Annotated in this window: 19 protein-coding genes; 8 read left to right on the top strand and 11 right to left on the bottom strand. The window is 36.6% G+C overall.

Annotated elements, in window-relative coordinates:
- Nucleotides 1-225: 225 nt before the first annotated feature.
- The 4 genes from ACFSAH_RS05830 to ACFSAH_RS05815 all read right to left on the bottom strand — a co-directional run bounded on the left by ACFSAH_RS05830 (nt 226) and on the right by ACFSAH_RS05815 (nt 10349).
- Entirely contained in the window at nt 226-3141 is a 2916-nt protein-coding gene (locus ACFSAH_RS05830; protein ID WP_379661770.1) for a glycosyl hydrolase family 28-related protein, read from the bottom strand.
- 175 nt (nt 3142-3316) lie between these two features.
- Nucleotides 3317-5476: a glycoside hydrolase family 31 protein gene (locus ACFSAH_RS05825; RefSeq protein WP_379661769.1), complete on the bottom strand. Its 2160-nt coding sequence runs from the start codon at nt 5474-5476 to the stop codon at nt 3317-3319.
- A 205-nt stretch (nt 5477-5681) separates the two neighbouring features.
- The gene (locus ACFSAH_RS05820; protein WP_379661768.1) at nt 5682-7145 is read right to left on the bottom strand and encodes a RagB/SusD family nutrient uptake outer membrane protein; all 1464 of its coding nucleotides are present in this window, start codon (nt 7143-7145) and stop codon (nt 5682-5684) included.
- Nucleotides 7146-7154: 9 nt separating this feature from the next.
- The gene (locus tag ACFSAH_RS05815; protein WP_379661767.1) at nt 7155-10349 is read right to left on the bottom strand and encodes a SusC/RagA family TonB-linked outer membrane protein; all 3195 of its coding nucleotides are present in this window, start codon (nt 10347-10349) and stop codon (nt 7155-7157) included.
- A 195-nt stretch (nt 10350-10544) separates the two neighbouring features.
- Between ACFSAH_RS05815 and ACFSAH_RS05810 the strand changes: the two genes are divergently transcribed.
- The gene (locus ACFSAH_RS05810; protein WP_379661766.1) at nt 10545-11399 is read left to right on the top strand and encodes an endonuclease/exonuclease/phosphatase family protein; all 855 of its coding nucleotides are present in this window, start codon (nt 10545-10547) and stop codon (nt 11397-11399) included.
- Between the two features lie 452 nt (nt 11400-11851).
- On the opposite strand, the gene ACFSAH_RS05805 is transcribed toward ACFSAH_RS05810, so the two are convergent.
- The 6 genes from ACFSAH_RS05805 to ACFSAH_RS05780 form a co-directional block, all read right to left on the bottom strand.
- Entirely contained in the window at nt 11852-12922 is a 1071-nt protein-coding gene (locus tag ACFSAH_RS05805; protein WP_379661765.1) for a formylglycine-generating enzyme family protein, read from the bottom strand.
- Between the two features lie 4 nt (nt 12923-12926).
- Nucleotides 12927-13295 carry a DUF4260 domain-containing protein gene (locus ACFSAH_RS05800; protein ID WP_379661764.1) on the bottom strand — a complete coding sequence of 123 codons (369 nt, stop codon included), beginning with the start codon at nt 13293-13295 and terminating at the stop codon, nt 12927-12929.
- Between the two features lie 6 nt (nt 13296-13301).
- Nucleotides 13302-14321, bottom strand: coding sequence for an asparaginase (locus tag ACFSAH_RS05795; RefSeq protein WP_379661763.1), 1020 nt, complete (start codon nt 14319-14321; stop codon nt 13302-13304).
- A gap of 46 nt (nt 14322-14367) precedes the next feature.
- The gene (locus ACFSAH_RS05790; RefSeq protein ID WP_379661762.1) at nt 14368-15135 is read right to left on the bottom strand and encodes a TatD family hydrolase; all 768 of its coding nucleotides are present in this window, start codon (nt 15133-15135) and stop codon (nt 14368-14370) included.
- A 142-nt stretch (nt 15136-15277) separates the two neighbouring features.
- Nucleotides 15278-16255, bottom strand: coding sequence for an FKBP-type peptidyl-prolyl cis-trans isomerase (locus ACFSAH_RS05785; protein ID WP_379661761.1), 978 nt, complete (start codon nt 16253-16255; stop codon nt 15278-15280).
- Between the two features lie 96 nt (nt 16256-16351).
- The gene (locus tag ACFSAH_RS05780) at nt 16352-17362 is read right to left on the bottom strand and encodes a DHH family phosphoesterase (protein ID WP_379661760.1); all 1011 of its coding nucleotides are present in this window, start codon (nt 17360-17362) and stop codon (nt 16352-16354) included.
- 103 nt (nt 17363-17465) lie between these two features.
- On the opposite strand from ACFSAH_RS05780, the gene ACFSAH_RS05775 reads away from it, so the two are divergent.
- Nucleotides 17466-17885, top strand: coding sequence for a nucleoside-diphosphate kinase (locus ACFSAH_RS05775; protein ID WP_379661870.1), 420 nt, complete (start codon nt 17466-17468; stop codon nt 17883-17885).
- A 135-nt stretch (nt 17886-18020) separates the two neighbouring features.
- On the opposite strand, the gene ACFSAH_RS05770 is transcribed toward ACFSAH_RS05775, so the two are convergent.
- Nucleotides 18021-18398: a Fur family transcriptional regulator gene (locus tag ACFSAH_RS05770; RefSeq protein ID WP_379661759.1), complete on the bottom strand. Its 378-nt coding sequence runs from the start codon at nt 18396-18398 to the stop codon at nt 18021-18023.
- A gap of 85 nt (nt 18399-18483) precedes the next feature.
- On the opposite strand from ACFSAH_RS05770, the gene ACFSAH_RS05765 reads away from it, so the two are divergent.
- From ACFSAH_RS05765 to ACFSAH_RS05740, 6 genes are all read left to right on the top strand, one after another.
- Nucleotides 18484-18675 carry a hypothetical protein gene (locus ACFSAH_RS05765; protein ID WP_379661758.1) on the top strand — a complete coding sequence of 64 codons (192 nt, stop codon included), beginning with the start codon at nt 18484-18486 and terminating at the stop codon, nt 18673-18675.
- Nucleotides 18657-19880: a GTP-binding protein gene (locus tag ACFSAH_RS05760; RefSeq protein WP_379661757.1), complete on the top strand. Its 1224-nt coding sequence runs from the start codon at nt 18657-18659 to the stop codon at nt 19878-19880. Before ACFSAH_RS05765 ends, ACFSAH_RS05760 begins: the two co-directional genes overlap by 19 nt.
- A gap of 201 nt (nt 19881-20081) precedes the next feature.
- Nucleotides 20082-20993: an NAD(P)/FAD-dependent oxidoreductase gene (locus ACFSAH_RS05755; protein ID WP_379661756.1), complete on the top strand. Its 912-nt coding sequence runs from the start codon at nt 20082-20084 to the stop codon at nt 20991-20993.
- Nucleotides 20994-21142: 149 nt separating this feature from the next.
- Complete coding sequence (locus tag ACFSAH_RS05750; RefSeq protein ID WP_379661755.1) at nt 21143-21766, top strand: class I SAM-dependent methyltransferase; 624 nt, start codon at nt 21143-21145, stop codon at nt 21764-21766.
- Nucleotides 21767-21859: 93 nt separating this feature from the next.
- Complete coding sequence (locus ACFSAH_RS05745; RefSeq protein WP_379661754.1) at nt 21860-22732, top strand: AraC family transcriptional regulator; 873 nt, start codon at nt 21860-21862, stop codon at nt 22730-22732.
- Nucleotides 22733-22824: 92 nt separating this feature from the next.
- Nucleotides 22825-24765, top strand: coding sequence for an oleate hydratase (locus ACFSAH_RS05740; RefSeq protein WP_379661753.1), 1941 nt, complete (start codon nt 22825-22827; stop codon nt 24763-24765).
- Nucleotides 24766-24772: the final 7 nt, after the last annotated feature.

Genomic DNA, 24772 nt, shown 5'->3' with positions numbered 1-24772 from the left:
TCCCCCTCACAGGGGAAAGCTTAGTCAGTAATTGAAAATCAATTATCAAATAATAGATAGATATACAAATTCTTTAAACAGGTAAAAAGGCCAATTTAGCCAAAGGTGTGTTGTCCACTCGGACAAAGCATCCTTGTTCGTTCGGACAATGCGCTCTTGTCTGGATATTTTTTTCATCATGTACTATAAAGTTTTTCTCACCGCCCCCTATGAAAAATAATTATCTCACCTCTCATTAACTTCGGACTGTGGCCTTCCGTCTTTATCCAACTTATAAGGCGTTCCTTTCCATCTCTCACTATAATACACCGCATTTTTCACGCTAATATTATCCGCATCTTTCTTACCTATTAACTCTTTACTGTCTTTTCCTTTCATCATTTCAACGTCCGTTATTTTAGCCCCTTTTACGTCATCAAAATAAAAAACATATCTATTATCATTTGTCTCAAAATTGAAAGAGCTATTTTTGATTTCGACATTTTTTGCATGACGAGCCCACAATCCATAAGATGGTTGTACTCCTAAATTAGAGACGTTATATTGGCCCACCCCCAACTCTTGAGGTACTCTCTCTTTATCCGATGCGAGATTTCCCCCTTTATACAAAATATGAACATCATTAAAACTAATATTCTGAATATAACCGGTATGTTCGCCGTTAGGCAATTTAAAACCTAAACCACCCTCTACGGTAGAATTATCTGGCAAAGCATATCCTGCTACAATGGCTGTCGCTTTTCTTTGTTTGCCATCATAAGCTTTCCATCTTACCGTTGCATTTCCAAAAGAACTGCCGCCATAGACTTCAGTAATGTCGACGCCATTTAAAATGATATTTTCAACTTTACCGATGCCTACATTATTCACCAAAAGCTCATCATGCTTTACTCCATTTTCATCAAATTTGTGTCTACTCACATTGGCTCCCAAAATTCTGGCTCTATTAGAAATAGATATAAAAAAGGGAGTAGTCGTTCTTCTCATTTGTGAACGAGAATGTAAAGTCCCAGTATGTCCGCAATTTAAATGGATATCTTTAATATGAGCACCGTCATTGGTAGAAATTGAAAAACCAGCTTTGTTCGCTCCAAGTACAAAAATATTATCCACACAGGCATCCATAATATCATCCGCCGTTTCCGATCCGATTTGGAATAAATTACAATTGGTGTCACCAATGATGTTTCTTACCCTGAATTTCTTTGCCGGACGGGTAAAGCCTAAAGAACAGTCAGAACCAGGTTTTACAATATCATCGGAACTTACTTTGCAATAAATATTGGTCGCCGTAACATCATTACAAGCCATAAAATCGTAAATATCACGTACGTTAGATGTATTGTATTTTCCAAAATAGGTATTATGTACAAAAATATGATCTGTTCCGGTAGCCAATAACACGAAATGTCCGCCTCGATCAATATCCAACATGTTTTCTACGTCAAAATCTTTCGCTCCGTTTGCTTTTATATAATATGGTTGATCCTTACCCTCGTCATACCACAAGTCTTCTTTACGTTCTATCCCCCCAATTTCTATGTTTGTACAAAGTTTTAAAGCAAACATTTTATCTGCCCTGTTATTAGGTTCGTTGTTCATCACCTTGTCACTGGTCACCAAATTCCCATCTCCGGTAATTCGGCCATTTCCTATAATTTTAATATTATCTTCCCTTTCGGCAGAGAACATTGCATTCTTAAAATAAGTATGCCCAACATCCTGCTTCGTTAGCCAATTTTCTGGGTTTTCATAAGGACCTCTGTCCGTTGGTGATAAGCCCGATCTATATTTTCTATCACTAAACCAGGTTAATTCAGGTGCATCTGCGCCTTTTATCGCTTTAATAGTTGCTTCTTTAGCAACATACAACCAAACATTACTTTTTAGGTGTACTGTTCTCACCAAAAAAGTTCCTTTATCAAACAACAGAATCCCACCGCCATGATTACTGATTTTGGCAATTGCCTCGTTTATTTTATCAGTATCATCTGCAATACCATCACCCTTTACACCAAAAGTTTTCACATCTTGCTTTCCAACGAAATGCGATATGATCTTAGAAACAGGCTTTTTCGCTGCATTGAGTAACTGAAATTGATATTGCCGTCCTTCTATCAAATCTATTACCCGAGTTTTTGCATTACCTGTTGCAGTTTTACTTACAATCCAATTTTTCCCATTATCAGATGATTGATAAACCCGAAGCCCTTTTTGCGATGATGTCCAATCGAAGTCTAGCGATTTACCGCTTTGCTGACTAAATGGAGCACTTGAGATTACTTTTCTAAAATCTGCAACTCTGTTTACAACTTGTATAGTTGCAGTTTCTGATCCATTTCCGGAACTGGAAAGCTTTTCCGGTTCAGTTACAAAATATCGAGATTTAAAAATATAGTTTCCTGCTCTAGCAGCTACAACATCTTTAAGTTTCAACTGTACATCTATTCCATTATCAGGCCTTAAGTCTAAAGCATTTAATTTGATTAACTGCGAACCGTCTGTTTGCTTCTCGATTTTGGAAGTTCCTACTTTACTATAAGAATAATTTGTCCCGACACGACCAATAGACTGCTTATCTAAATTTGCCAGCAGAACTTCTCCTCTACCAATAATATTGACATAAATATTCTCTGCTTTAACCTGAATTCCTTTAGGAATAACCAGCTCAAAACTTGCATTGGGACTACGCTGTCCTGCTTTGAAATTTAAAACTATTTCTTGCTTTTCTGATTGCGAAATCTGTGGATTAACTATTGACAAGATTCCATTTAATGCTCCTTTCTCTAATTTAATTAACAGTTTTTTACCATTCGGGAATTGTAAAACATCACCATCTTCTACTATAGATAAAGTTTCTTGCTTTTTTCCATTTCGATAAACAAAAAGACCTCTTCCTTTTACCTGACTTAAAAATGCCTTTATTGTTGGAATAGTTGAGATTTTTCCTTCCCCATCTTTTGTATCAACACTATAGCTAAATGTTTCTGCATTTGATACTTTGATAGTTGTTGATGAAATACCAATGATATTTACCGCAGGATTGATGGTTTCTGTAAAACCATTTACAAATACATTCTGTCCAAACGATTTGATAAAAAAAATTGTAATTAATAACAAAAGCGACAAACACTTACACATAGTCCAGATTAATTTAATAAGAAAGGGCTGTATCAAAAGTAAAAGTGTTGTCATTTCGATGAGTACAGCGAAAAGAAATCTCTTTCCTAAGTACTTCTGAAAGAGATCCCTCGACTGCGATCGGGATGACAAGGTACTTTTTGATACAGCCCCCATCCCTTTTAAAACTTAATTTTTATTTCGTCATCGCAGTAAAACTCACCTTTCCAACAGTATTTACTTTACCTTTTACTGGAGAAGATATTGATCCTTTTAGTTTACCATTTTTATCTTTTTCTACCTTTATCGTTCTCCATGTAAAATCACCCTTCTCATAATTGAATGTCTCACCGTCATCATCATATAATTTAAATTCACCCGGTTTATTTCCGTAATAGCGAATTTCCAAATCTACTTTCTGATTGGATTTTGGTGAATTTAATAAGGCTGGCATCATAGGTATAATTCCGCCATCTCTAACATAAACCGGAATTTTATCTAATCCTGGAGTAACATCTAATACTTCTCCGTCACCAGCATACTCTCCTGTATAGAAATCATACCATTTACCTTTAGGCAAAACAACTTTTCTAGATTTTTCACCAGCAAACATTGGAGCCACTAAAAGATCGTCCCCCGCCATATATTGATCCTTAATCTCTTTAGAAGCTGCCTCTGCGTAAGGGTTCTCTTCTAAATTCACCTTGTTTAACTTTTCTACCTTAGCATCTTGTCTAAATCCTTCTTCCAATCCCATTCCTCTAAAAGGCGGCATACCTTCAAAATGATACCTCGCAAAAGCTGAATACCAATAAGGCATCATCTGCATTCTCAACAAAGCAAACTTTTTCACATCTGCCTCAACTTCCGGATAAGACCACGGCTTTGTTCCGCTAGCCCAGGCATTAATCATTGCCATTGGAGAAAAGACATTGGATTGGAATCTTCTTAACCATTCTTCTCCACTCTTTGAAGCTCTTACTTCCGGAGTCCATAAAACACCCGCAAAACCACTATTGATTAAAGCAGTAATAAAATCCTGGTGATTGTAATAGTCATTATAAATTACATAAGGGAACGACGTTCCTCCGCCATTAGATGCTCTTACTAAACCAAAAGTCCTTTCATTTCGTTGTTTATAAAGCTCGGCACTATATCTTTGAACCAATAAGCCGTAAGTTTGCCTCATTTGCTCTGCGCTCAAACCAGACGGGAATTTTGCAGCATCTGGCCATAAATAATAATCATAGCCATCTACTTCGTCAATTTTATAGCCACTAACGCCTCTTTCTATCTGATCTTTTAATAGTTGATTGAAGAAAGGTTTTCTGGCTTCGGCCATCGTAAAATCGGGAACCAAACCTAACCAAACTGTATGTGAACCGGTATATGGTTTAATTTCCTTATAAAATGGCGCATCGGGTGAAATATATGGATTGATCCATAAATTCAGACGAATCCCCTGATCTTTCATTTTCTTCACAAAAGACGTTGGATCTGGATACCTGTTTTTATCCCATGAAAAAGTTCCTGGATAAGCTTTGCTCTGCCATCCTGGTTCCAGGCCAACAAAATCCAATGGATATCCCTTTTCTTTAAAATCATTAACCTCTTTCTCTACATCTTTATCCGTATAACGTGTCATCACACGCTGCGTAAAACCTAATCCCCAACGCGGAGGTAAATAACCGCCACCGTTTAAAAGGTTATATCTTTTCACTGCATCTATCGGTTTTGGACCACCAAAAACGTACACTTCTACCCCTTCCGCAGGGACCAAAATTTCTACTGCATCAGAGTAAGGTCTCGAACTCCACGTTTTATCTGTATTCCTGTCTTTAGGCGTCGGAAAATTCTCGCTATCTTTTCTCACTCCCGTTCCCGCCCAAACCTTAATATATCTGGCCGAGTTTATAAAAACTCCATATCCATTTGAAGAAACATAAAAAGGTGTTGGCGCATGTGTTCTTCCGTTATCCTTACCTCCATAATGGTCTACATGCAATTCTAATATTTTCCCTCTTTGATGTACAGTTTGAAAGTTTAGACCGAAACCATAAAGCTGTTCTTCTTTCTGTAAAGGAAACCTTAAAAAGGTTTTTCCGCCACTCACTTCTAAACTAACTCCACCATTTGCAAAAGGGAAAGATACTTTTTCGGCCTTGGAAAGCGCATCTTGATTAGGTTGAGCTCCCGCTGCTTTCAACAGATCATACGACTCTGGCTTTCCCACAATAGCCTTCCATACACCGGGATAAATTTCTGTCCAGTTAGCTGTTTGCGCACTCGAACTTTCAAAACACAAAACAATAAACAGTAAACAAAACAATTGCGATAATTTCTTAAACTTATTCATTTGACCTACAAAATACTTAATACAAAGACTATTACATATCAACCTACAATAAAAAAGATTTTTCTTATTTATTTATTCAGCTATTTTGTCTTTTCGATATACTTTATTTACACCTTAGTAGTATTGACTTACCAATGTCTCTACAACAGAAAGGAGAGTTAAAATCCCCCTCAACTCTCCTTTCTGTTATAATTACTTTAAAAATTTATTGCCATCCAGGATTTTGATCCCAAATTCCCTTCATAATATCCATTTGTTTTAAAGGTACCGGAAAGTAATATGACTTAAACTTTCTTTTTGCATTTGCACTATTGTGAATAAGTGTTGGTATTATCTGTTCCGCAGTTTCCCAACGTATTAAATCATTATATCTCAGTCCTTCAAAAGCTAGCTCTACTCTTCTCTCGTTCCTGATAATATCTCTGGTCAAGCTTGTTTTTTCTGGCATATTCACTCCCGGTCTGGTTCTAACATCATTTAAAGCTTTTAATGCTCTTGGATCAGCTCCCTGTCCATCTTCAAACATGGCCTCTGCATACATCAATAATAGGTCAGCATAACGTATTTTCACCATGTGTTGATCGCTCAATGTTGCGCCGGAAGCGTTTGCTTCGTTAAGATTAACCCATTTCTTAAATGCTAAATCGTTAAACGGGATTGGACTTTCTGCTTTGCTTCCCTGTCTTTGAAAACCTGCCGGATTATATGCCCAGGGCTGACCTGGTTCCAGAATTGTCATCAGTCTACGAGGATCATTGGGTTCATAAGCGTTTAGTAACTCAACTGTAGGAAACACAGCCATTCTTGACCCCACTATCTGATCTAAAGAATGATAATCATTAGGAGCTTTAAATTGAACGGAAAACATTATTTCCTTATTATTATCCTGCTCTTTAAAGAAAATACCCGCATAATTATTATGGAGAGCAAAAGGGTTAGCAGGACTTCCTATTAAAGACCATGCTGTTTCTGCTGCTGTCTTAAATTTTTCATTATTTAATAAAACTCTCGTTTTCAACACAATTGCAGAGCCTTGTACAGGCCTGCCATTTGTGTATGCTGTTTTTGGCAAATTGGCAATGGCAAAGTCTACATCTTTCAATATCTGATCAACAACTACACTTTTAGGTGAACGAGGTTGTTTCAATTCCTCTGTTAATGTCGCTGGTGTTAATCTAATCGGTAAATCACCATATAATTGAGTTAATTCATTATAATAATAAGCTCTTAGAAATAAGGCTTCAGCCTTCATTTTATCTTTCTTATCTTGAGCTAAATCTGGAACCTTATCTAAATTCGCTAAAAAGTAATTACAATCACCAACTCCACTAAAAAGTATATTCCATGTTTTTTCAACTATACCTCCTGTAGATGGAGTGTGCTCCCCTCTCATTACTACATCAAAAGATTCATAATTAGAAGAATTCAAGGCATTATCAGAAAGGGCTTCCCACATCAAAAAATTCCCACTTTGATTTGGACCATTAGATATAATTGGTTGTTTTAATGCATTATAACAACCAATTAAAACCCTGTTTGCTTCAGCTTCATTTGTAAAAAACTTACCGGAATTGGTTACTGTCAGAGGGTCCTTTTTTAAAAAGTCAGAACATGAACTTAGTACCCCAACAGTCAATATATATGTTATTAGTTTATTTATCTTTTTCATAATAGTTTTTTATAGAGTTGCTTTCAGACCAAATGTATACAACTTGGCTTGTGGATAAATTGCTCCTCTGCTTGTTGCTGCAGCCCGTTCAGGATCAATACCATCAAAGAATTTAGTAAATGTTAATAAGTTATCACCCGACAAATATACTCTCAGTCTATTAATACCAACTTTTCTTGTCAATTCGGATGAAAAATTATATCCCAATTGCAGATTCTTTAGCCTTAAATAAGAAGCATCCTGCAACCACCATGTTGAAACCTGGGTATTTGGTGTATAATTCTCATTAAAGATATGAGGAATGGTATTAGATGTCCCCTCTCCATCCCAGGCCCCTCTCCAAAATGTAGACGGAACGGATCCTTGCCTGAACGGTGCAATTCCCCATTCACTGATATAGATTTTCTTTCCCTGAACACCTTGCCAAAACATACTAAAATCAAAATTTTTGTACTCCGCAGTGAATGTTAAACCATAATTAAATTTAGGGAAAGCGCCTCCAACAACAGTTCTATCATAATCATCAATAATACCATCAGGCACTCCATTGGGACCACTGATATCTTTATATTTCATATCTCCTGGTTTAGGTGTCCAACTTGCCGTTTTAGGTGAATTAGCGATATCTGCTGCATTTTGATAAATACCATCAAACACAAACATATAGTATGAATTATAGGGTAAGCCTTCTTCTCTCACAACTCCCGTTCCCGTTTCTCTCGCGCCAAATTTCACTAAAGTATTTTTATAGGTCTCAAAATTGGTAGACACTGAATATTTAAAGGCATTAGCTCTATTTTGATATCCTATTAAAAATTCAAATCCTGTATTTTTCATTTCCCCATCATTTACCATAGGACCATCTACACCAATATTTGATGGTACTTGTAAAATCCTTAATATATCTGAAGTGTTTTTCGTATACCAATCTATATTTCCAAATAATTTAGAACCGAACATATCAAAGTCTATCCCAAAATTGGTTATGGTTGTTGTCTCCCATTTTATATTTTCATTATTTATATAGGGATATCTTAGACCTTGCTGAAGAACACCATCGATATAATAAGTAGTGGGTGTTAATATTGATTGATATGGATAAGGCTCATCCTCAGCAACTAATTTTCTATTTACATTTTGGTTACCTAGTTGTCCCCACGAAGCTCTTAATTTCAGGTTATTTAACCACTCGGTTTGCTTCAGAAATTCCTCCTGATTAATTCTCCATCCGGCTGATGCTGACGGAAAAAATCCCCACTTATTAGAACCTATAAATCTGGAAGATCCATCATAACGAAAATTAGCTTCCAAAAGATATTTTTCTTTATAGTTATAATTAACCCTTCCAAATAAAGAACGTAAAGCCCATTCCCATGCATACCCTGTTACCTCTTGACCAATTGGGGAATAACCAACCAGCTCTGTCATATCTGAAGTAGGTGCATTTCTTTTAAAACCTTGTATTCTATCGTATTTATAGTTTTCCTGGCTAACTCCTAATAAAGCATTAAAGTTATGTACTTCATTGAAAACCTTTTTATAATCCAAAGTTCCAAACAAAGTATATTGAATATCCCGATCTGTTCTGATTGTCAGATTATTCTCTCCAACTGTACCATTTATCTGACCATTACGTGTAAAGTCATTTGTCACCGCATCAGCAATGTATAAATACGTAGGTACACCAATAACATGCACATTCGTCTGACCTGTATTAAACTTAACTCCCCCTCTTACTTCTCCGGTCAAACCAGGAAGTATATCTACTTTTAAATTAGAAGATGCCAAAGCATAATAATTCAACAAATCTCTACCTCCATTTTCTGCAATAGCCACAGGATTTTTATTTCCTCCTTCTTTTAAAAATGCTTTACTGGTAAAGCGCCCGCTTCCATCTGGTAAAGTGGGTTTATAAGTAGGATGTGCTGCCAAAGCACTTAAAATTTGATCTTCAGTAGGGTTCCCTTCAAAATTCCCGTTCAATGCCGACTCATGTCTCCCTCCCTGAGAAAACGCAATATTTGTCCCAAAAGTTACTTTGTTGGATAGATTACTATTTAAATTAAATTGAGCATCGTACCTCTTATAATTAGTGTTAATCAAGATACCTTCCTGATTAAGATATCCTAATCCAAAATTATAAGTTGTTTTTTCTTGCCCACCATTAACACTCAAATAGTGTTGTTGCATAGGCGCTGTTCTAAAAACCGCATCCATCCAATTATAACTAGGGTATAATTCAGGATCTCCGTTTCTATACAAATCAATCTCTTGTTGAGTATAAGCCTGCGTCGTACTTAATCCTGTATGAGCTATTGCTTTATTTAACAACTCCATATATTCAGGAGAGTAGGTAATCCCATCATAAATCGAAGTTGCTTTTTGACTACTTAAATTTAAAGTATAATCTACATTCAACTTTCCGGCCTTTCCATTTTTTGTAGTCACCAGAATCACTCCCGCCGCAGCCCTTGAACCATAAATTGAGGCAGAAGCAGCATCCTTTAAAACCGATATACTTTCGATCATATTCGGATTAACATTATTTAAGCTTCCTTCAACCCCATCTATCAATACTAAAGGGTTATTTCCTGCTGCTGAAAATGTTCCTTGCCCTCTGATTTGGATATTAGCACTTTCGGCACCTGGTTGTCCCGTATTTTGAACAATTCGTACACCAGACATTCTACCTTGTAAAAGAGATGTTGTATTTGGTGCTTGTCTCGTAATTAACTCATCTCCTCCAATCGCACTAACCGCCCCTGTCAAATTCACTTTTTTCTGTGTACCATATCCTACAACAACTACTTCATTTAGTGCTTTAGATTCTATTTTTAGCTGTATTTTCAGGTTTAATAAGTTGTTAATTTCAACTGTCTGCGTAATGTAACCTATATAGCTCAATGTAAGCCTACCTTTACTCAACGCTTTAATAGAAAAGTTACCATTAACATCCGTAATAGCCGTATTGCTTGTTCCTTCTGCTTTTAAAAAAACTCCGGCCAAAGGCCCCTGTTCATCAAAAACGTTTCCTTTTACAGTAACTTCCTTATCTTGAAATTGTCCTGTAATTGCCGTTTTGGTTTCATTATCCAAAATATCTTTTGGTTTCATGTGAGAACTTGCATTAGCGCTTAAAATCCCTGAAAAAATAACGAATGGGATTTTAAAAACTAACGAAAGTGGTTTCCATGTTTTTCTCATTTTTTAGTAGTTTGATAATTGTGGTTTAAACTTGAGAAGCACTAAGCTTCGGTCAAACACAATAATGATGGTTTTAAAAACAAAATTAATCTGAGCTATAAGCCAAATTGTAAACTATATTGGCATATTTAAAACATAGTTAACTTAATGCTAATGATGAATTAGTTAAATTTGGAAAACACTTATTTTAAAACAATGCTAAAACAACTTACTGTACTTCTTTTCCTTTTCATAAGCCCGTATGCTTTGAAAGCACAACAACTTATTGTAGGTTCTTTCAACCTAAGACTGGATATTCCCAAAACGGATGTTGGCAACGAATGGAGCAACCGATCTCCTATGGTGAACTCGTTAATACAGTTTTACGAATTTGATATTCTAGGGACTCAGGAAGGTTTATATAACCAGATTATAGATCTGGAAAAAGCACTTCCTAATTACACCAGATACGGTGTTGGACGTGATGACGGAAAAAACGAAGGTGAGCAATCCGCAATATTTTTCCGCAAAGACAAATTCGAGCTGCTGGATAGTGGTACGTTCTGGTTATCCGAAACTCCTGAAAAACCAAGTTACGGATGGGATGCCCAAAAATACAGACGAATATGTTCCTGGGCATTGTTAAAAGATAAAGCATCTAAGAAAAAATTCTATGTTTACAATTCGCACTACGACCATCAGGCTAACATCGCCAGAAAGGAAAGCAGCAAATTAATTTTAGATAGAATAAAGAAAAACAGCAAAGGTTTACCTGTAATTTTAACGGGAGACTTTAACGGAGGATATGATACAGAATGGTATAAGGAAATAGCTAACTCCGGTGTTTTATTTGACTCTCAGACCAAAGCTGCTATAAAACTGGGAGAAAACCCTAGTTTTCATGAATATGGTGAAGCCAGACGCTTAAAAGGCAACTCTATTATCGACCATATTTTTGTAAGCTCTAATATTAGTGTTAAAAAGTGGGGTATTCTATCCAACACCTTTCATGGAAAGTATCCATCAGACCACTTCCCTATCATCAGTGTGATAGAGCTAGGTTCTAAATAACTGCTGGTGAGCTGAACCTTGATCATACTAATATATATCCAATATCAGTCCATAGTGAGTCCATGTTTTTAATATAAAACATGGACTCACTATGGACAAAACATAGATTGAGTATGGTAACTATACGAAGATGGTACCCTTCTGACATGATGAATCTGTACCATACCTTATGCTCCATATCCATCATGATGAGGCTGTCTCAAAAATAAAAATATTGTCATTTCGATGAGGACAGCGAATAGAAATCTCTTTTCTGGATACTTCTGAAAGAGATCCCTAGACTGCGCTCGGGATGACGAGGTCATTTCGATGAGGACAGCGAATAGAAATCTCTTTTCTGGATACTTCTGAAAGAGATCCCTAGACTGCGCTCGGGATGACGAGGTCATTTTGATACAGCACCGTCATGATCTGTATTTTTCTGTGAAGATTCTTTTAAATAGAAATTTGTTTTATCGTCTCACACACCTGAATCCTAAATTACTGGTTCCTGAATCTGGTGAGGTTTTCATTCTTCTGGCTACACGATAGCCGGAGCAGTAACTATCATTACACATAAAAGAACCTCCCCTGGATACTTTTTTAGCAATATAAGGTTCATCCGGATCGTGGCTATCTGCCGGTCCCTTGGGATTATTTATACCATTGGGCTGATTTGCTGTTTGGTAATAATCATTACGATACCAATCAGAGCACCACTCCCAAACATTACCTGCCATATCATATAAACCATAACCATTGGGTGCAAAAGATTTTACTGGTGCTAAACCTTCAAAACCGTCTTTTTTAGTATTGACATTTGGGAAATGGCCTTCCCAGGAATTAGCCTTTGGTTTTCCTTTAGAAATATGTTCATTACCCCATGGGTAAATATTATTGGTTAAGCCTCCACGGGCAGCAAACTCCCACTCTGCCTCTGTAGGCAGGTCTTTTCCAGCCCATTTGCAATAAGCCATAGCATCATCCCAACTCACCTGTATTACGGGATAGTTATCTTTGCCTTTAATATCGCTATCCGGCCCTTCTGGATGCTTCCAATTGGCTCCCGGAACCCATGCCCACCATTGCGCATAGTTATTTAAATCTACGGCTTCGGAGGGTGGAGTAAATACTAACGAAGCAGGAACCAGTTTACTATCATCGGGTTTTGGTGTTCCGGGAGGGAGTTGTTTTTTGATTTCTTCCCAATCCGGTTTTCTTTCTGCTGTTGTAATATAACCTGTTGCTTCTACAAATGCCGCAAATTGAGCGTTTGTTACTTCATGTTCGTCAATCCAAAAAGGAGAAACTGTTACTTTATGTTTAGGATACTCGTCTTCACTGGCCTGATCATTATCGGCTCCCATCATAAATGTTCCTCCGGGAATATAAACCATCCCTGTGCTTGAGGTATCTCCATTAAACTGGATATCTATTTCTGATGCCTTAACCGCAGTATCTCCTTCTTCCGAAGTTTTGTTTTGATTATTGTTGCTACAGGCTGCTATTATAAATATTATACCACAAGTGGCACTCAATAGCATTTTTTTAATTTTCTGATTTTCTTTCACTTCCTATTTCTCCTAAATGGGTGTATTTAAATCCTTTATTATATTTTAGACCATAACCAAATAATCTGTCCATGGCACTATGTCCCCAAAGAATAACACCTGCCAGTGATATTTTTGGATCTAATAATAAATAGCCAAATGCAATCAGGAACAACGCTACTCCCTGATGATGGAACAGATTATATAAAAATGCCCCAATTTTATTATTAACGATATAACCTAACATACTGATATCCGGTAATAACAATAATGCAAAAAACAGCCACCATTGATATCCCAGATAGAGGGTTAATAAAAATGCCATGATCAAAATGGCTAACTGTTCTAATTTCAGTAGCGTTTTCATGGGTATTTAGTATTTTGTTAATTCTCCTCTAATGGATGTACTTAACCTTCTTAACAATCTATCTTTTGGATATTTACGACCTAACAGATACATGAGTTTGGTTACTGCGGCTTCATAGGTCATATCATAACCATTGACTACTCCCATTCTCATCAGCTCGCTACTGGTTTCGTAGCGGCCCATTTCTACTGACCCTACTTTACATTGGGAAATGTCTAATATAATTTTCCCTTTTTTGATGGCGGCTTCCAGTTTATCTAAAAACCATTTGGCTGTTGTTGTATTTCCGGTACCAAAACTTTCCATAATAATGGCTTCGGCATCTGAGTTTAATACGGCATCTACAATTTCGGGGCTAATACCGGGATAAAGTTTTAAAACCCCCACATTGTTACTTACATTGGAATGGACTTTTAACAAACAGTTTTCACATTTACCTATAGCGGCATCGTTATACTTAATATGTACTCCTGCTTCTACTAAAACGGGATAGTTTGGCGAACGAAATGCTTCAAACTTGGCTGAGTTATATTTAAAGGTTCTGTTACCTCTGTATAATTTATTTTCAAAATAAATACATACTTCGGGTACTCTTGCTTTGCCATCTATTTTTGCTGATGCAATTTCTAATGCTGTAATAAAGTTTTCTTTTGCATCGGTTCTTACTTCTGATATTGGCAATTGGGATCCTGTAAAAATAACGGGTTTGGTTAACCCTTCCAGCATAAAACTTAAAGCAGATGCTGTAAAAGCCATGGTATCTGAACCATGCAGGATAAGGAACCCATCATGATCGTCGTAATTATCTTCTATCAGCTTTGCTAAAAATGCCCATATCTCCGGCGTCATATTGCAGGAGTCTATAATGGGATCAAAGGAATGAATGGTAAGTTTGCAATTCATCCGTTGCAACTCGGGAACGTTTTCTTCTATCTGTTCAAAAGTAAAGGGTTTCAACGCTCCCGTTTTCGGATCTGTAATCATCCCTATTGTTCCGCCCGTATAAATCACAAAAATCTTAGTCATACTTTCCTTTTAACTAGGTTTAGTTACAAATTAATACAAATTGGACTCACGCCCCAAATATTTTAACAGAATTAGCTGTTGTTACTTCTGCTATATGCTCTATGGTTGTTTCGTAAATTTCGGCTACCTTATCTGCTACATGTACTAAATAAGCGCTTTCATTCTTTTTTCCTCTATGCGGAACGGGTGCCAGGTAAGGCGAATCTGTTTCCAATACAATATCTTTCAGGTCTATTTCTTTCAAAACGGAATCTAGCCCGGCCTTTTTATAGGTTACTACTCCACCTATTCCTAAATAAAACCCTAAGTCTATGGCTCTTTTAGCCTGTTCTAGATTTCCAGTAAAGCAATGAAATATTCCTCTTAACTTTTCGTCTTTCTGCTGTTCCAGTATTTCAAACACTTCATCAAATGCTTCTCTGCAATGAATTACTATGGGTAATGCTAAAGATTTTGCCCACTTAATCTGCTCTGTAAAAGCAATACACTGCATATCGAGGGTTGATTTATCCCAATACAGATCGATTCCTATTTCGCCTATAGCATATACTTTTCTGCCTTCCATTGCTTTTTTAATGATAGCAAGCTCCTGCTCAAATCCATCTTTTACATCGCAGGGGTGTAAGCCCAACATTCTGAAACAATGAGTGGGATATTCATTACACAATGTATCTATTAACGCAATGGATTTGCTATCTACATTGGGCAAGAACAGTCTGGACACCTGGTTATCTAAACACCGTTGTATAAGCTGCTTTCTTAATTCCGGATCTTCTTCGTAATAGGTATGGGTATGGGTATCTGTCAGTATCATTACTATTCTTGATTTGCTGTTTTAAAGCTATAATCTTCTGCTCCGTTTATTTGCTTTATCTGGGTTCAAATATAGATGATAAAATTTTAAGGAATTTACCTAAACAAAAAAACCCTTTCGAGAGGAAAGGGTTTTTATATTTTTAGTGGTTGTGTCCTGCGTGTGCATCAGCCGTTGGCGCTGGCTGTGGAGTTGCTGCTGGTTTTCCCGGTACCACATCTACCAATTCGATTTCGAAAATCAAAGGGGTATATGGACCAATCATTCCACCTTGCATTCCGTGTTCACCGTAACCCAATTTAGAAGGGATAATCAGTATAGATTTTCCACCTTTTTTCATGGTTAACACACCTTCATCAAAACCTGGAATTACGTTTCCTTCGCCAATAGCCAAATCAAGTGTATTGTATGGTTCTCTGGCCGGGTTGTAAAGGTTGTTCTTTTTAGCTACTTCAGGGTTGCTGGTATCAAATACTTTACCTGTTGTTAGTTTTCCTGTATAATGTACTTTTACAGTATCACCTGTTTTTGGTTGTACTCCAGTTCCTTCTTTTTCAATAGCTACTTGTAAACCTGAAGGATATTTTTGTGTTTTCAGACTGTTTGAAGACACATATTTATCTATTTTAGGTTGCTCTGCTTTTTGCAATTTGTCGCCTTCTGCTTTAAAGAAAGCTTGTATTTTTTCTTCAAAACCTTGTTCGTTTGCAGTATCTTTCTTAATAATATCTTCTACTTTAAGAGTATATATTACATATTTACCTTTGATACCTTGTGGTCTAGGCTGACCTTTTTTCTCTGCCGAGTCGATGTCTATTTTAATAGTAGCACTATCGCCTTTAGACATTTTCATAATAGCATAGAACAAATCTCCATCGTACATTGGTTTTGGTACGAATGTCTGAGAAGCTCTGCCCATCTCATAAGAATTGTATAGCACAGAGTCTGCATCTGTTTTTGCTATAATATTAAGGCTGATGAAATCTCCTTCTTTGATAGAGTCTCCGGCAGCATGGTGATGAATTTTGTAAAGCAAACCAGAAGGTCCTTTTTCATAACCTCCCTGACAAGCTGCAAAACCCAATGCAGCCATACTCATGATTAATAATCCTTTTTTCATTAATTAGCGTTCGTTCTGTTTTATTTTTGTTTTCTAAATAAAGGCTTTATTTTCAGCCTTCACATTTTTTAACTTTATTTAACTTGTTTATAAAATCTACTGCAATAATAAGTTTTTATATTCAGGTAATATGGCCTTAAATTTCTCTAAAACTTCTAACAATGGCAAATCTGATTGACCACCGGCAGCATTTCTATGTCCCCCGCCTTCAAAATAGCGTTTACATATTTCATTGGCAGGAAAATCTCCTGTAGATCTTAAAGAGAGCTTTACTTTATCATCACGCTCTACTATAAAAGCGGCTAAACGGATTCCGTTAATAGATAAAGCGTAATTAACAATACCTTCTGTTTCTCCTGTTTTAATATTAAACTTTTTGATTTCTTCTTTAGAAATATGGATAACAGCGGTATTATACTCACGTAAAACTTCCAGTTTATTGCTCAGACAATATCCCAAGAATTTTAATCTTTCTTCTGATGAGTTGTCGTAAACCAATTGGTGTATTCTCCAGTTTTCGGCTCCTGCATCTATTAAATCTGCTACAATACGATGCAATTCTGCAGTTACTGTAGGGAATCTGAATGATCCTGAATCTGTCATTATCCCTGTATACAAACAGGTTGCAATATCTTTATTGATTGCTTTTTTATCTCCCAGTTGATGTACTATAAAATCATAGATCAATTGTGCTGTAGCACAGGCTCCAATGTTCCAATGTCTGTAGTCATCAAATCCTTCCGGTTCCAGGTGATGATCGATCATTATTTTTATACCACTGGCTTTTCTTACTTCGTCTCCTAATTCATTAATTCGTGACAGGGTATTGAAATCTAGACAAAAAATCAGATCAGCTTCGGCTACCAGCTGATTACTTTTCTGAACCTCGGTAGGGTATATAATAACTTCAGGATTATTAGGTAACCAGTGTAAAAAATAAGGGTAGTCTGACGGAGCTATTACCTTGACAAAATGTCCTTTTTGTATAAAGTAATTGAACAGACCCAGTGAAGAGCCCATGGCATCTCCATCCGGACGGTGATGCGTCGTGATTACTATTTTTTTTGGTTCTGCTAATAAATTCTTAAGCGTTTCTAAATCAATCATCAATTACAAAATTCTTGCGAAGTTACATAATAGATTGGAATAATAAATGCATTACTTTATGTTGTAATTTTAAAACCTTATTTTTGTGGCAACTTTTAAAATTATGGCGACAAACAGAACTTTTACAATGATTAAACCTGATGCTGTTTCTAACGGGCACATCGGAGCTATTTTAAATGATATTATTGCGGCGGGATTCAAAATCGTAGCAATGAAATATACCAGCTTAACTGCTGAAACTGCAGGTCAGTTTTACGCGGTACACGCAGAGCGTCCTTTCTACGGTGAGTTGGTAAAATTCATGTCATCAGGACCTATTGTGGCGGCAATTCTTGAAAAAGATAATGCTGTTGAAGATTTCAGAAAATTGATTGGTGCTACTGATCCTAGTAAAGCTGAACCGGGAACTATTCGTAATAAGTATGCAAAATCTATTGATGCAAATGCTGTTCACGGATCTGATTCTGACGAAAATGCAGAAATTGAAGGTCGTTTCTTCTTTAATGCTTTCGAAAGACATTAAAATTCTGCTTTCTATAAAATTTAACACAAAGAGGATTTCTGAACAGAAATCCTCTTTGTGTTTCCTTATAGCGCTTGATTCACTATAAAGTAAAAAACACTTCAATAAACTTTCTTTTTAAATACAAACTGTGTACTAACTACATTTAGGACATAAGCCTGATACCGTAAAGTTTACTTCATTAACTTTATATTTTTCCGGTAATTTAAAAACCGGTTCTACGCCTTCTAAACAAGTTACTTTTTTACATTTCTCGCAACTGAAATGAATATGGTTATGGCGATGCATTTGCGAACATTCATGACAATAGGCATATTTAACCACGCCATCCATATTGATAATTTTATGAATCAAGCCTTCTGCCGTTAACCTATCTAAAACCCTGTAAATAGTAACTCTATCGCACAGACCATCTAAAGCAGCTTGAATCTCGGTATGTGATAAAGCGGCTTCCGATTTATTGATTAATCCTAAAATCTCTGTTCTTGCAGCGGTATTTCTTCCTGGTCTCATTTTTAAAAAAACAATATCGCAACATAGTTGCACTTACAAAGATAAGATTTTATATTTGCAACATAGTTGCATTAATAGATTCTTTATGATACCACAAACTTTTGACGAATGGAGAAACTGCATCACTCAGTATTGCAAGGTTAACCTTAATAAAGACTTTGCTCTACAACGTCTGGTGGTTTATCTGGACGCTGATCATCCGGAGACTCAAAAATTTACAGCTTTATATGGCGAACAACACCTTTTAAATATCATTCTATGGCTCAAACAAATATGACTAGTACTCAAAAACTACCTGTAACTGTCTTAAGCGGCTTTTTAGGGAGCGGAAAAACGACACTACTTAATCATATCCTGCACAATAAAGAAGGTATGAAGGTTGCGGTTATTGTTAATGATATGAGCGAGATTAACATTGATGCCAGACTGGTTGACAATGGGAATACTTTATCGCGCACCGAGGAAAAATTGGTAGAAATGAGTAACGGATGTATCTGCTGCACACTGAGAGAGGACCTGATTTCCGAGGTTAAAAACCTGGCTAACGAAGGTCGTTTTGATTATCTGCTGATAGAAAGTACGGGAATAAGTGAGCCTATCCCTGTGGCTCAAACTTTTTCTTATGTGGATGAAGATAGTGGAATTAACCTCTCTGATTTCAGTTATATAGATACCATGGTTACCGTGGTGGATTGTTTTAATTTTTTCAATGATTTTGGTTCTAACGAATTGCTACAGGATCGTAATATAACGGATATGAAGGATGATTTCCGAACTATAGTTAATCTGCTTACCGACCAAATAGAGTTCGCCAATGTTATTATCCTGAATAAAACAGATCTGGTACCTCATGATGTTACAGGTCTTTTAAAGGCTGCTTTACATAAATTAAATCCTACAGCTAAAATTATTGATACCAGTTTTGGTAAAGTGGCCCTTTCCGAAATACTACACACTCAGCTATTTGATTTTGAAATGGCTCAGCAATCTGCCGGATGGCAAAAAGAACTGGAGACAGAAGAACATACTCCTGAAACGGAAGAGTACGGTATTGGCTCTTTTGTATTTCGCAATCCTAAGCCTTTTCACCCCGACAGGTTTTGGCAATATTTAAACCAAAATTATCCTGGTAATATTATAAGAGCCAAAGGTTTGTTTTGGTTAGCTTCCAGACCAAATGTAGCAATCAATTTCTCGCAGGCTGGTGGTTCGTCCCGATTGGAATATGCAGGTGTTTGGTGGTGCAGTATGCCTTATTCTGATCGGCTACATTACCCGGATTACATTTATAACCAAAAGTTTATAGAAAGTAAATGGAGTAAACAATGGGGAGACCGTATGAACGAGCTGGTTTTTATCGGACAAAATATGAATCAAGATGAAATAGCTTCGGAACTGGAGAAATGTCTTTTACAGGATCACGAAGAGTATCTTTTTGAAAAGGGGATTTATTTTAATGATCCTTTTCCCACAAATATTTAGATCTCTTACAAGATCAATGAAACGGGTTATCAGTAAAAAAATTAAAAGTCTGCTCAAGTGTCATTCAAGAACTTGATTGCTTCGTTGTACTTTCTCCAAAAACGAAAATGAGAAAGTAATAGCGAGGCATACAACAGGCTCTGATCTCCTACATTTTAAATTGTTCATTTTTTAAACAGGATTTAAGGTAATTTTAATTTTATGGAAAAACAAAAACATGTTGATGTCATTATTATCGGCGGCAGTTATGCGGGTCTGTCTGCTGCAATGGCCTTAGGCAGATCTCTACGACAAGTGGTAGTAATTGATAGTGGCTTTCCCTGCAACAGTCAAACGCCACATTCACATAATTTTATTACTCAGGATGGAGAAACACCTGCTGCTATAGCCCAAAAAGCGAAAGAACAGGTATTACAGTACTCCACTGTTTCTTTTATAAAAGATATAGCTATTGGCGGAGAAAAAACAGAGAGTGGACTAAAAATAGTTACACAAAAGGGTGAAATTTTTACGGCAAGAAAGCTGATTTTTGCCACAGGTATAAAAGATTTAATGCCCGGTATTAAAGGTTTTTCCGAATGCTGGGGAATATCGGTTATACATTGTCCTTACTGCCATGGCTACGAAGTCAGGAATAAAAAAACGGGGATTATCGCTAACGGAGAACGGGCTAGTCATTATGCTCAGTTAATTTACAACTGGAGCAAAGACATCACCATTTTCACCAACGGACCGATAACTTTTCCGCCAGAACTGGTTACTAAATTCAGACAAAAAAACATAGCAATAGTCGACACGGAAATTGTGGAGATACAACATAACAATGGTCAGTTAAATCATATCCTGTTTAAAGACGGATCTATTTTTAACCTGAGTGTTATATACGCTGGGTTGGATTTTATTCAGCATTGTAAAATTGCAGAAGAATTAGGTTGCGAATTAACAGAACTGGGACATATAAAAGTAGATGCCTTTCAAAAAACAAATATGGCCAATGTTTTTGCCTGTGGTGACAACTCGAGTATGATGCGATCTGTAGCCAATGCAGTAGCTACAGGAAATTTAGCGGGTGCCATGGCTAATAATGAAATGGTTAGCGAAGATTTTAAATAAAACACCATACTACAAAAATGTTGAGACTAATCTATTTTACGATGAGTTGCTGTTTTAAAAACATGTTTTTGAGTAAATAGGTTTATAAATAATGACGGATAAATGCCTATCAGCATCAATATCTGGTTTAACATAAATCATCAATAGAAATGACAAATACCTGGCTACAAAAATGGAATGAAAGATATAAACAGGATGGATATGCGTATGGCATATATCCTAATGAGTTTTTAAAAAATCAATTAAAGAAATTAAAACCCGGCAAGATTCTTTTCGCCGCAGAGGGCGAAGGCAGAAATGCTGTATTTGCAGCAAAAGAAGGATGGGCAGTATCTGCTTTTGACATTAGCCCTTATGCCCAAAAGAAAGCCCTACAACTGGCTTTAGACAATAACGTTTCTATTGATTATAAAACTGGTGAACTTCCCGATTTAGATTATACCAAGGGAGAATTTGATGCTATTGCTTTAATTTACGCTCACTTTCCATCCTCTATAAAATCACAATATCATAAGTTATTAGCGCAACTTGTGCGTAGTAACGGAGTTATTATTTTTGAAGCTTTCAGCAAAAAACATCTCAAGTACCAACAATTAAATAAAAGTGTGGGCGGCCCATCTGATCTGGAAAGCCTGTTTTCTATGGAGGAAATACAATCTGATTTTGATGATTTCGAAATTATCGAGTTAACCGAAAAAGAAATTGATTTAAAGGAAGGAGCCGGCCATAACGGAATAGGATCTGTGGTAAGATTTGTTGGACGAAAGAAATAGTTATTTGTTATTATACTATAAAGCTAAAGACTGTTTTTTATCATTAAACAATATCTTTAGCTTTATATATTTTTCTCTTCAAATGGCGCTTTAATGAAAACTTACGAAAGCTTACATGAAACATTGTCTTTTTATGGTATAAACTGCCATCAGCCCTATTATATTTCTTCTGGTAATCCTATTTTTAATTTTCCAAAGACACCTTTTCGGATAGATTTTTATGCACTTTGTATTTGTACTGCCGGCAACATTACGGTTGAAATAGATAACCGGGAATACCATATCAGTAAAAACGGATTGTTAATATCGGCACCTTCCACTATTCTTAAGTTTTTAAACATAGGAAAGGAGTTCAGGATGAAACTGCTTTTCTTTGAAAAAAACTTCCTGCTCAAAAACATATCCAATCCATTCTTTTTAGAAAGACTGGGGTTATTTAACCAGGCATCTTTTAACGTAATCACTTCAGACGACCAACATTCAGACAAACTGTCTAAATTATTAGAATACCTGCACCTTACCACTAAAAGAAAGGGAAGGTTTACAGAAGACATTATCCGCACCATTATATTTAACCTGTTATTAGAAGTAGCCGAAATTGCTCTTGTGGATAAAGACAATACTATCCAGGAACAGGACGACAACAACTGCCTTTTTTTCAAATTCTCGCAATTAGCCCAGCAAGAAGCTTTTAAGCATAAGGATGTTAAATATTATGCAGAAAAATTATTCGTTTCAAACAAATACTTAATCAATATTGTTAAGAGAGCGTCTGGTAAAACACCTCATCAAATTATTGATGAGTGCTTACTGAAAGAAACCTATATTCTATTGGCTAACCCCGAGTTAACCATCTCGGACATTGCCTACGATGCGGGATTTAATTCAGTATCGGCTTTTGGCCGTTTTTTTAAGAAATATGCTTCTATCTCTCCTTCTGAATACCGGAAGCAGCAGCATGTCTAGCTTAGAAAAGCAGCACAACATTAGCGAATTTGGGGATAACCAGACATTTGGGGATATATCTAACTTTACATCTATATAAAAACAGTCAAACTATGAAATCAATTACTTCAAAATTCGACAAAGTACTCGATACCTCAACTACTTACGGACATGTTGACCATCAACCGGATGCAAGCAAGGAAAGACAAAGGAATACTCCCGAAAAGTCAATGCCTTTTTCGGATCAGATTGGTAATTATCAAAGAAACAAAGGCATACCTACAAAGTCTTATGAAAACAGTAAAATTTATATAGTTGGGAGTGGTATAGCAGGTATGGCCGCCGCCTATTATTTTATAAGAGATGGACATGTTCCTGCTAAAAACATCACTTTCATAGAACAATTGCACATAGAAGGAGGATCGCTAGACGGAGCAGGCAATGCCAAAGACGGCTACATTATCCGTGGAGGGCGTGAGATGGATATGACCTATGAAAATCTGTGGGATATGTTCCAAGATATCCCGGCTTTGGAAATGCCCGCTCCTTATAGTGTTTTAGACGAATACCGTTTGATAAACGATAATGACTCTAACTATTCAAAAGCAAGGTTAATACACAACAAAGGTCTGGTAAAAGACTTTAGTAAATTTGGTTTGAGCAAAAAAGATCAGCTCACCATTATCAAACTATTACTAAAAAAGAAAGAAGAACTGGATGATATTACCATTGAACAGTATTTTGACGATTCTTTCTTAAACAGTAATTTCTGGACTTTCTGGCGTACCATGTTTGCTTTTGAAAACTGGCATAGTTTGCTGGAATTTAAACTCTATATGCACCGCTTTTTACACGCTATTGATGGTCTGAACGATTTATCGGCACTGGTATTCCCTAAATACAACCAGTACGATACTTTTGTGACTCCACTAGGAAGGTATTTAAAAGAAAAAGGGGTAAAAATACAGTACAATACTTTGGTTAAAGATTTGGATATGCAAATTAACACCGAAGGAAAAGTAGTTAAAGGCATCATCATAGAAGAAAATGGGGTAGATAAAACTATTGCCATCGGAGAAAATGATTATGTGATTGTGACAACAGGTTCTATGACGGAAGATACCGCATACGGAGATAATAAAAAGGCTCCTATTCTGGCTATCGACAATAGCACCAGCGGACAAAGTGCCGGATGGAAAATATGGAAAAACCTGGCTGCAAAATCAGAAATATTCGGAAAGCCGGAAAAATTCTGTTCTAATATCGAACAATCTGCATGGGAATCAGCCACATTAACTTGTAAGCCCTCTGCATTAATTGATAAGCTAAAGGAATATTCTGTTAACGATCCTTACTCCGGAAAAACTGTAACCGGAGGTATTATTACCATCACAGACTCTAACTGGTTAATGAGTTTTACCTGTAACCGTCAGCCGCATTTCCCCGGACAACCGGATGACGTGTTGGTACTTTGGGTATATGCTTTATTTATGGATAAAGAGGGTGACTACATTAAGAAAACAATGCCTGCATGTACCGGAAATGAAATTCTGGCAGAGCTATGTTATCACTTAGGCATTATTGACCAGCTAGACAACGTAGTAAAAAACACCATTGTACGCACTGCTTTTATGCCTTATATCACGTCCATGTTTATGCCCAGGGCAAAAGGTGACCGTCCGAACATAGTACCGGACGGATGTAAAAACCTGGGGCTGGTGGGTCAGTTTGTAGAAACTAATAATGATGTGGTATTTACTATGGAAAGTTCGGTACGAACAGCCCGGGTAGCTGTTTACGAATTATTGAACCTGAACAAACAGGTTCCGGATATTAGCCCATTACAATACGATATCCGACATCTATTGAAAGCAGCAAAAACACTTAATGATGATAAGCCTTTTGTAGGCGAAGGTTTACTCCGTCGTGTACTGAAAGGGACTTATTTTGACCATATTTTACCGGGAACCCCAGACGAAAAAGAAGATCACGAATCTTTTATAGCAGAACAGATGGGCAAGTTTAAAGACTGGTTAAAAGGGATAAGAGGATAAATTATAT

It is taken from the genome of Pseudopedobacter beijingensis (assembly GCF_042678145.1).
Taxonomy (GTDB): Bacteria; Bacteroidota; Bacteroidia; order Sphingobacteriales; family Sphingobacteriaceae; genus Pseudopedobacter; species Pseudopedobacter beijingensis.
Note: the sequence above shows the minus strand (reverse complement) of the source record. Positions and strands in the feature narration are given on the sequence as shown.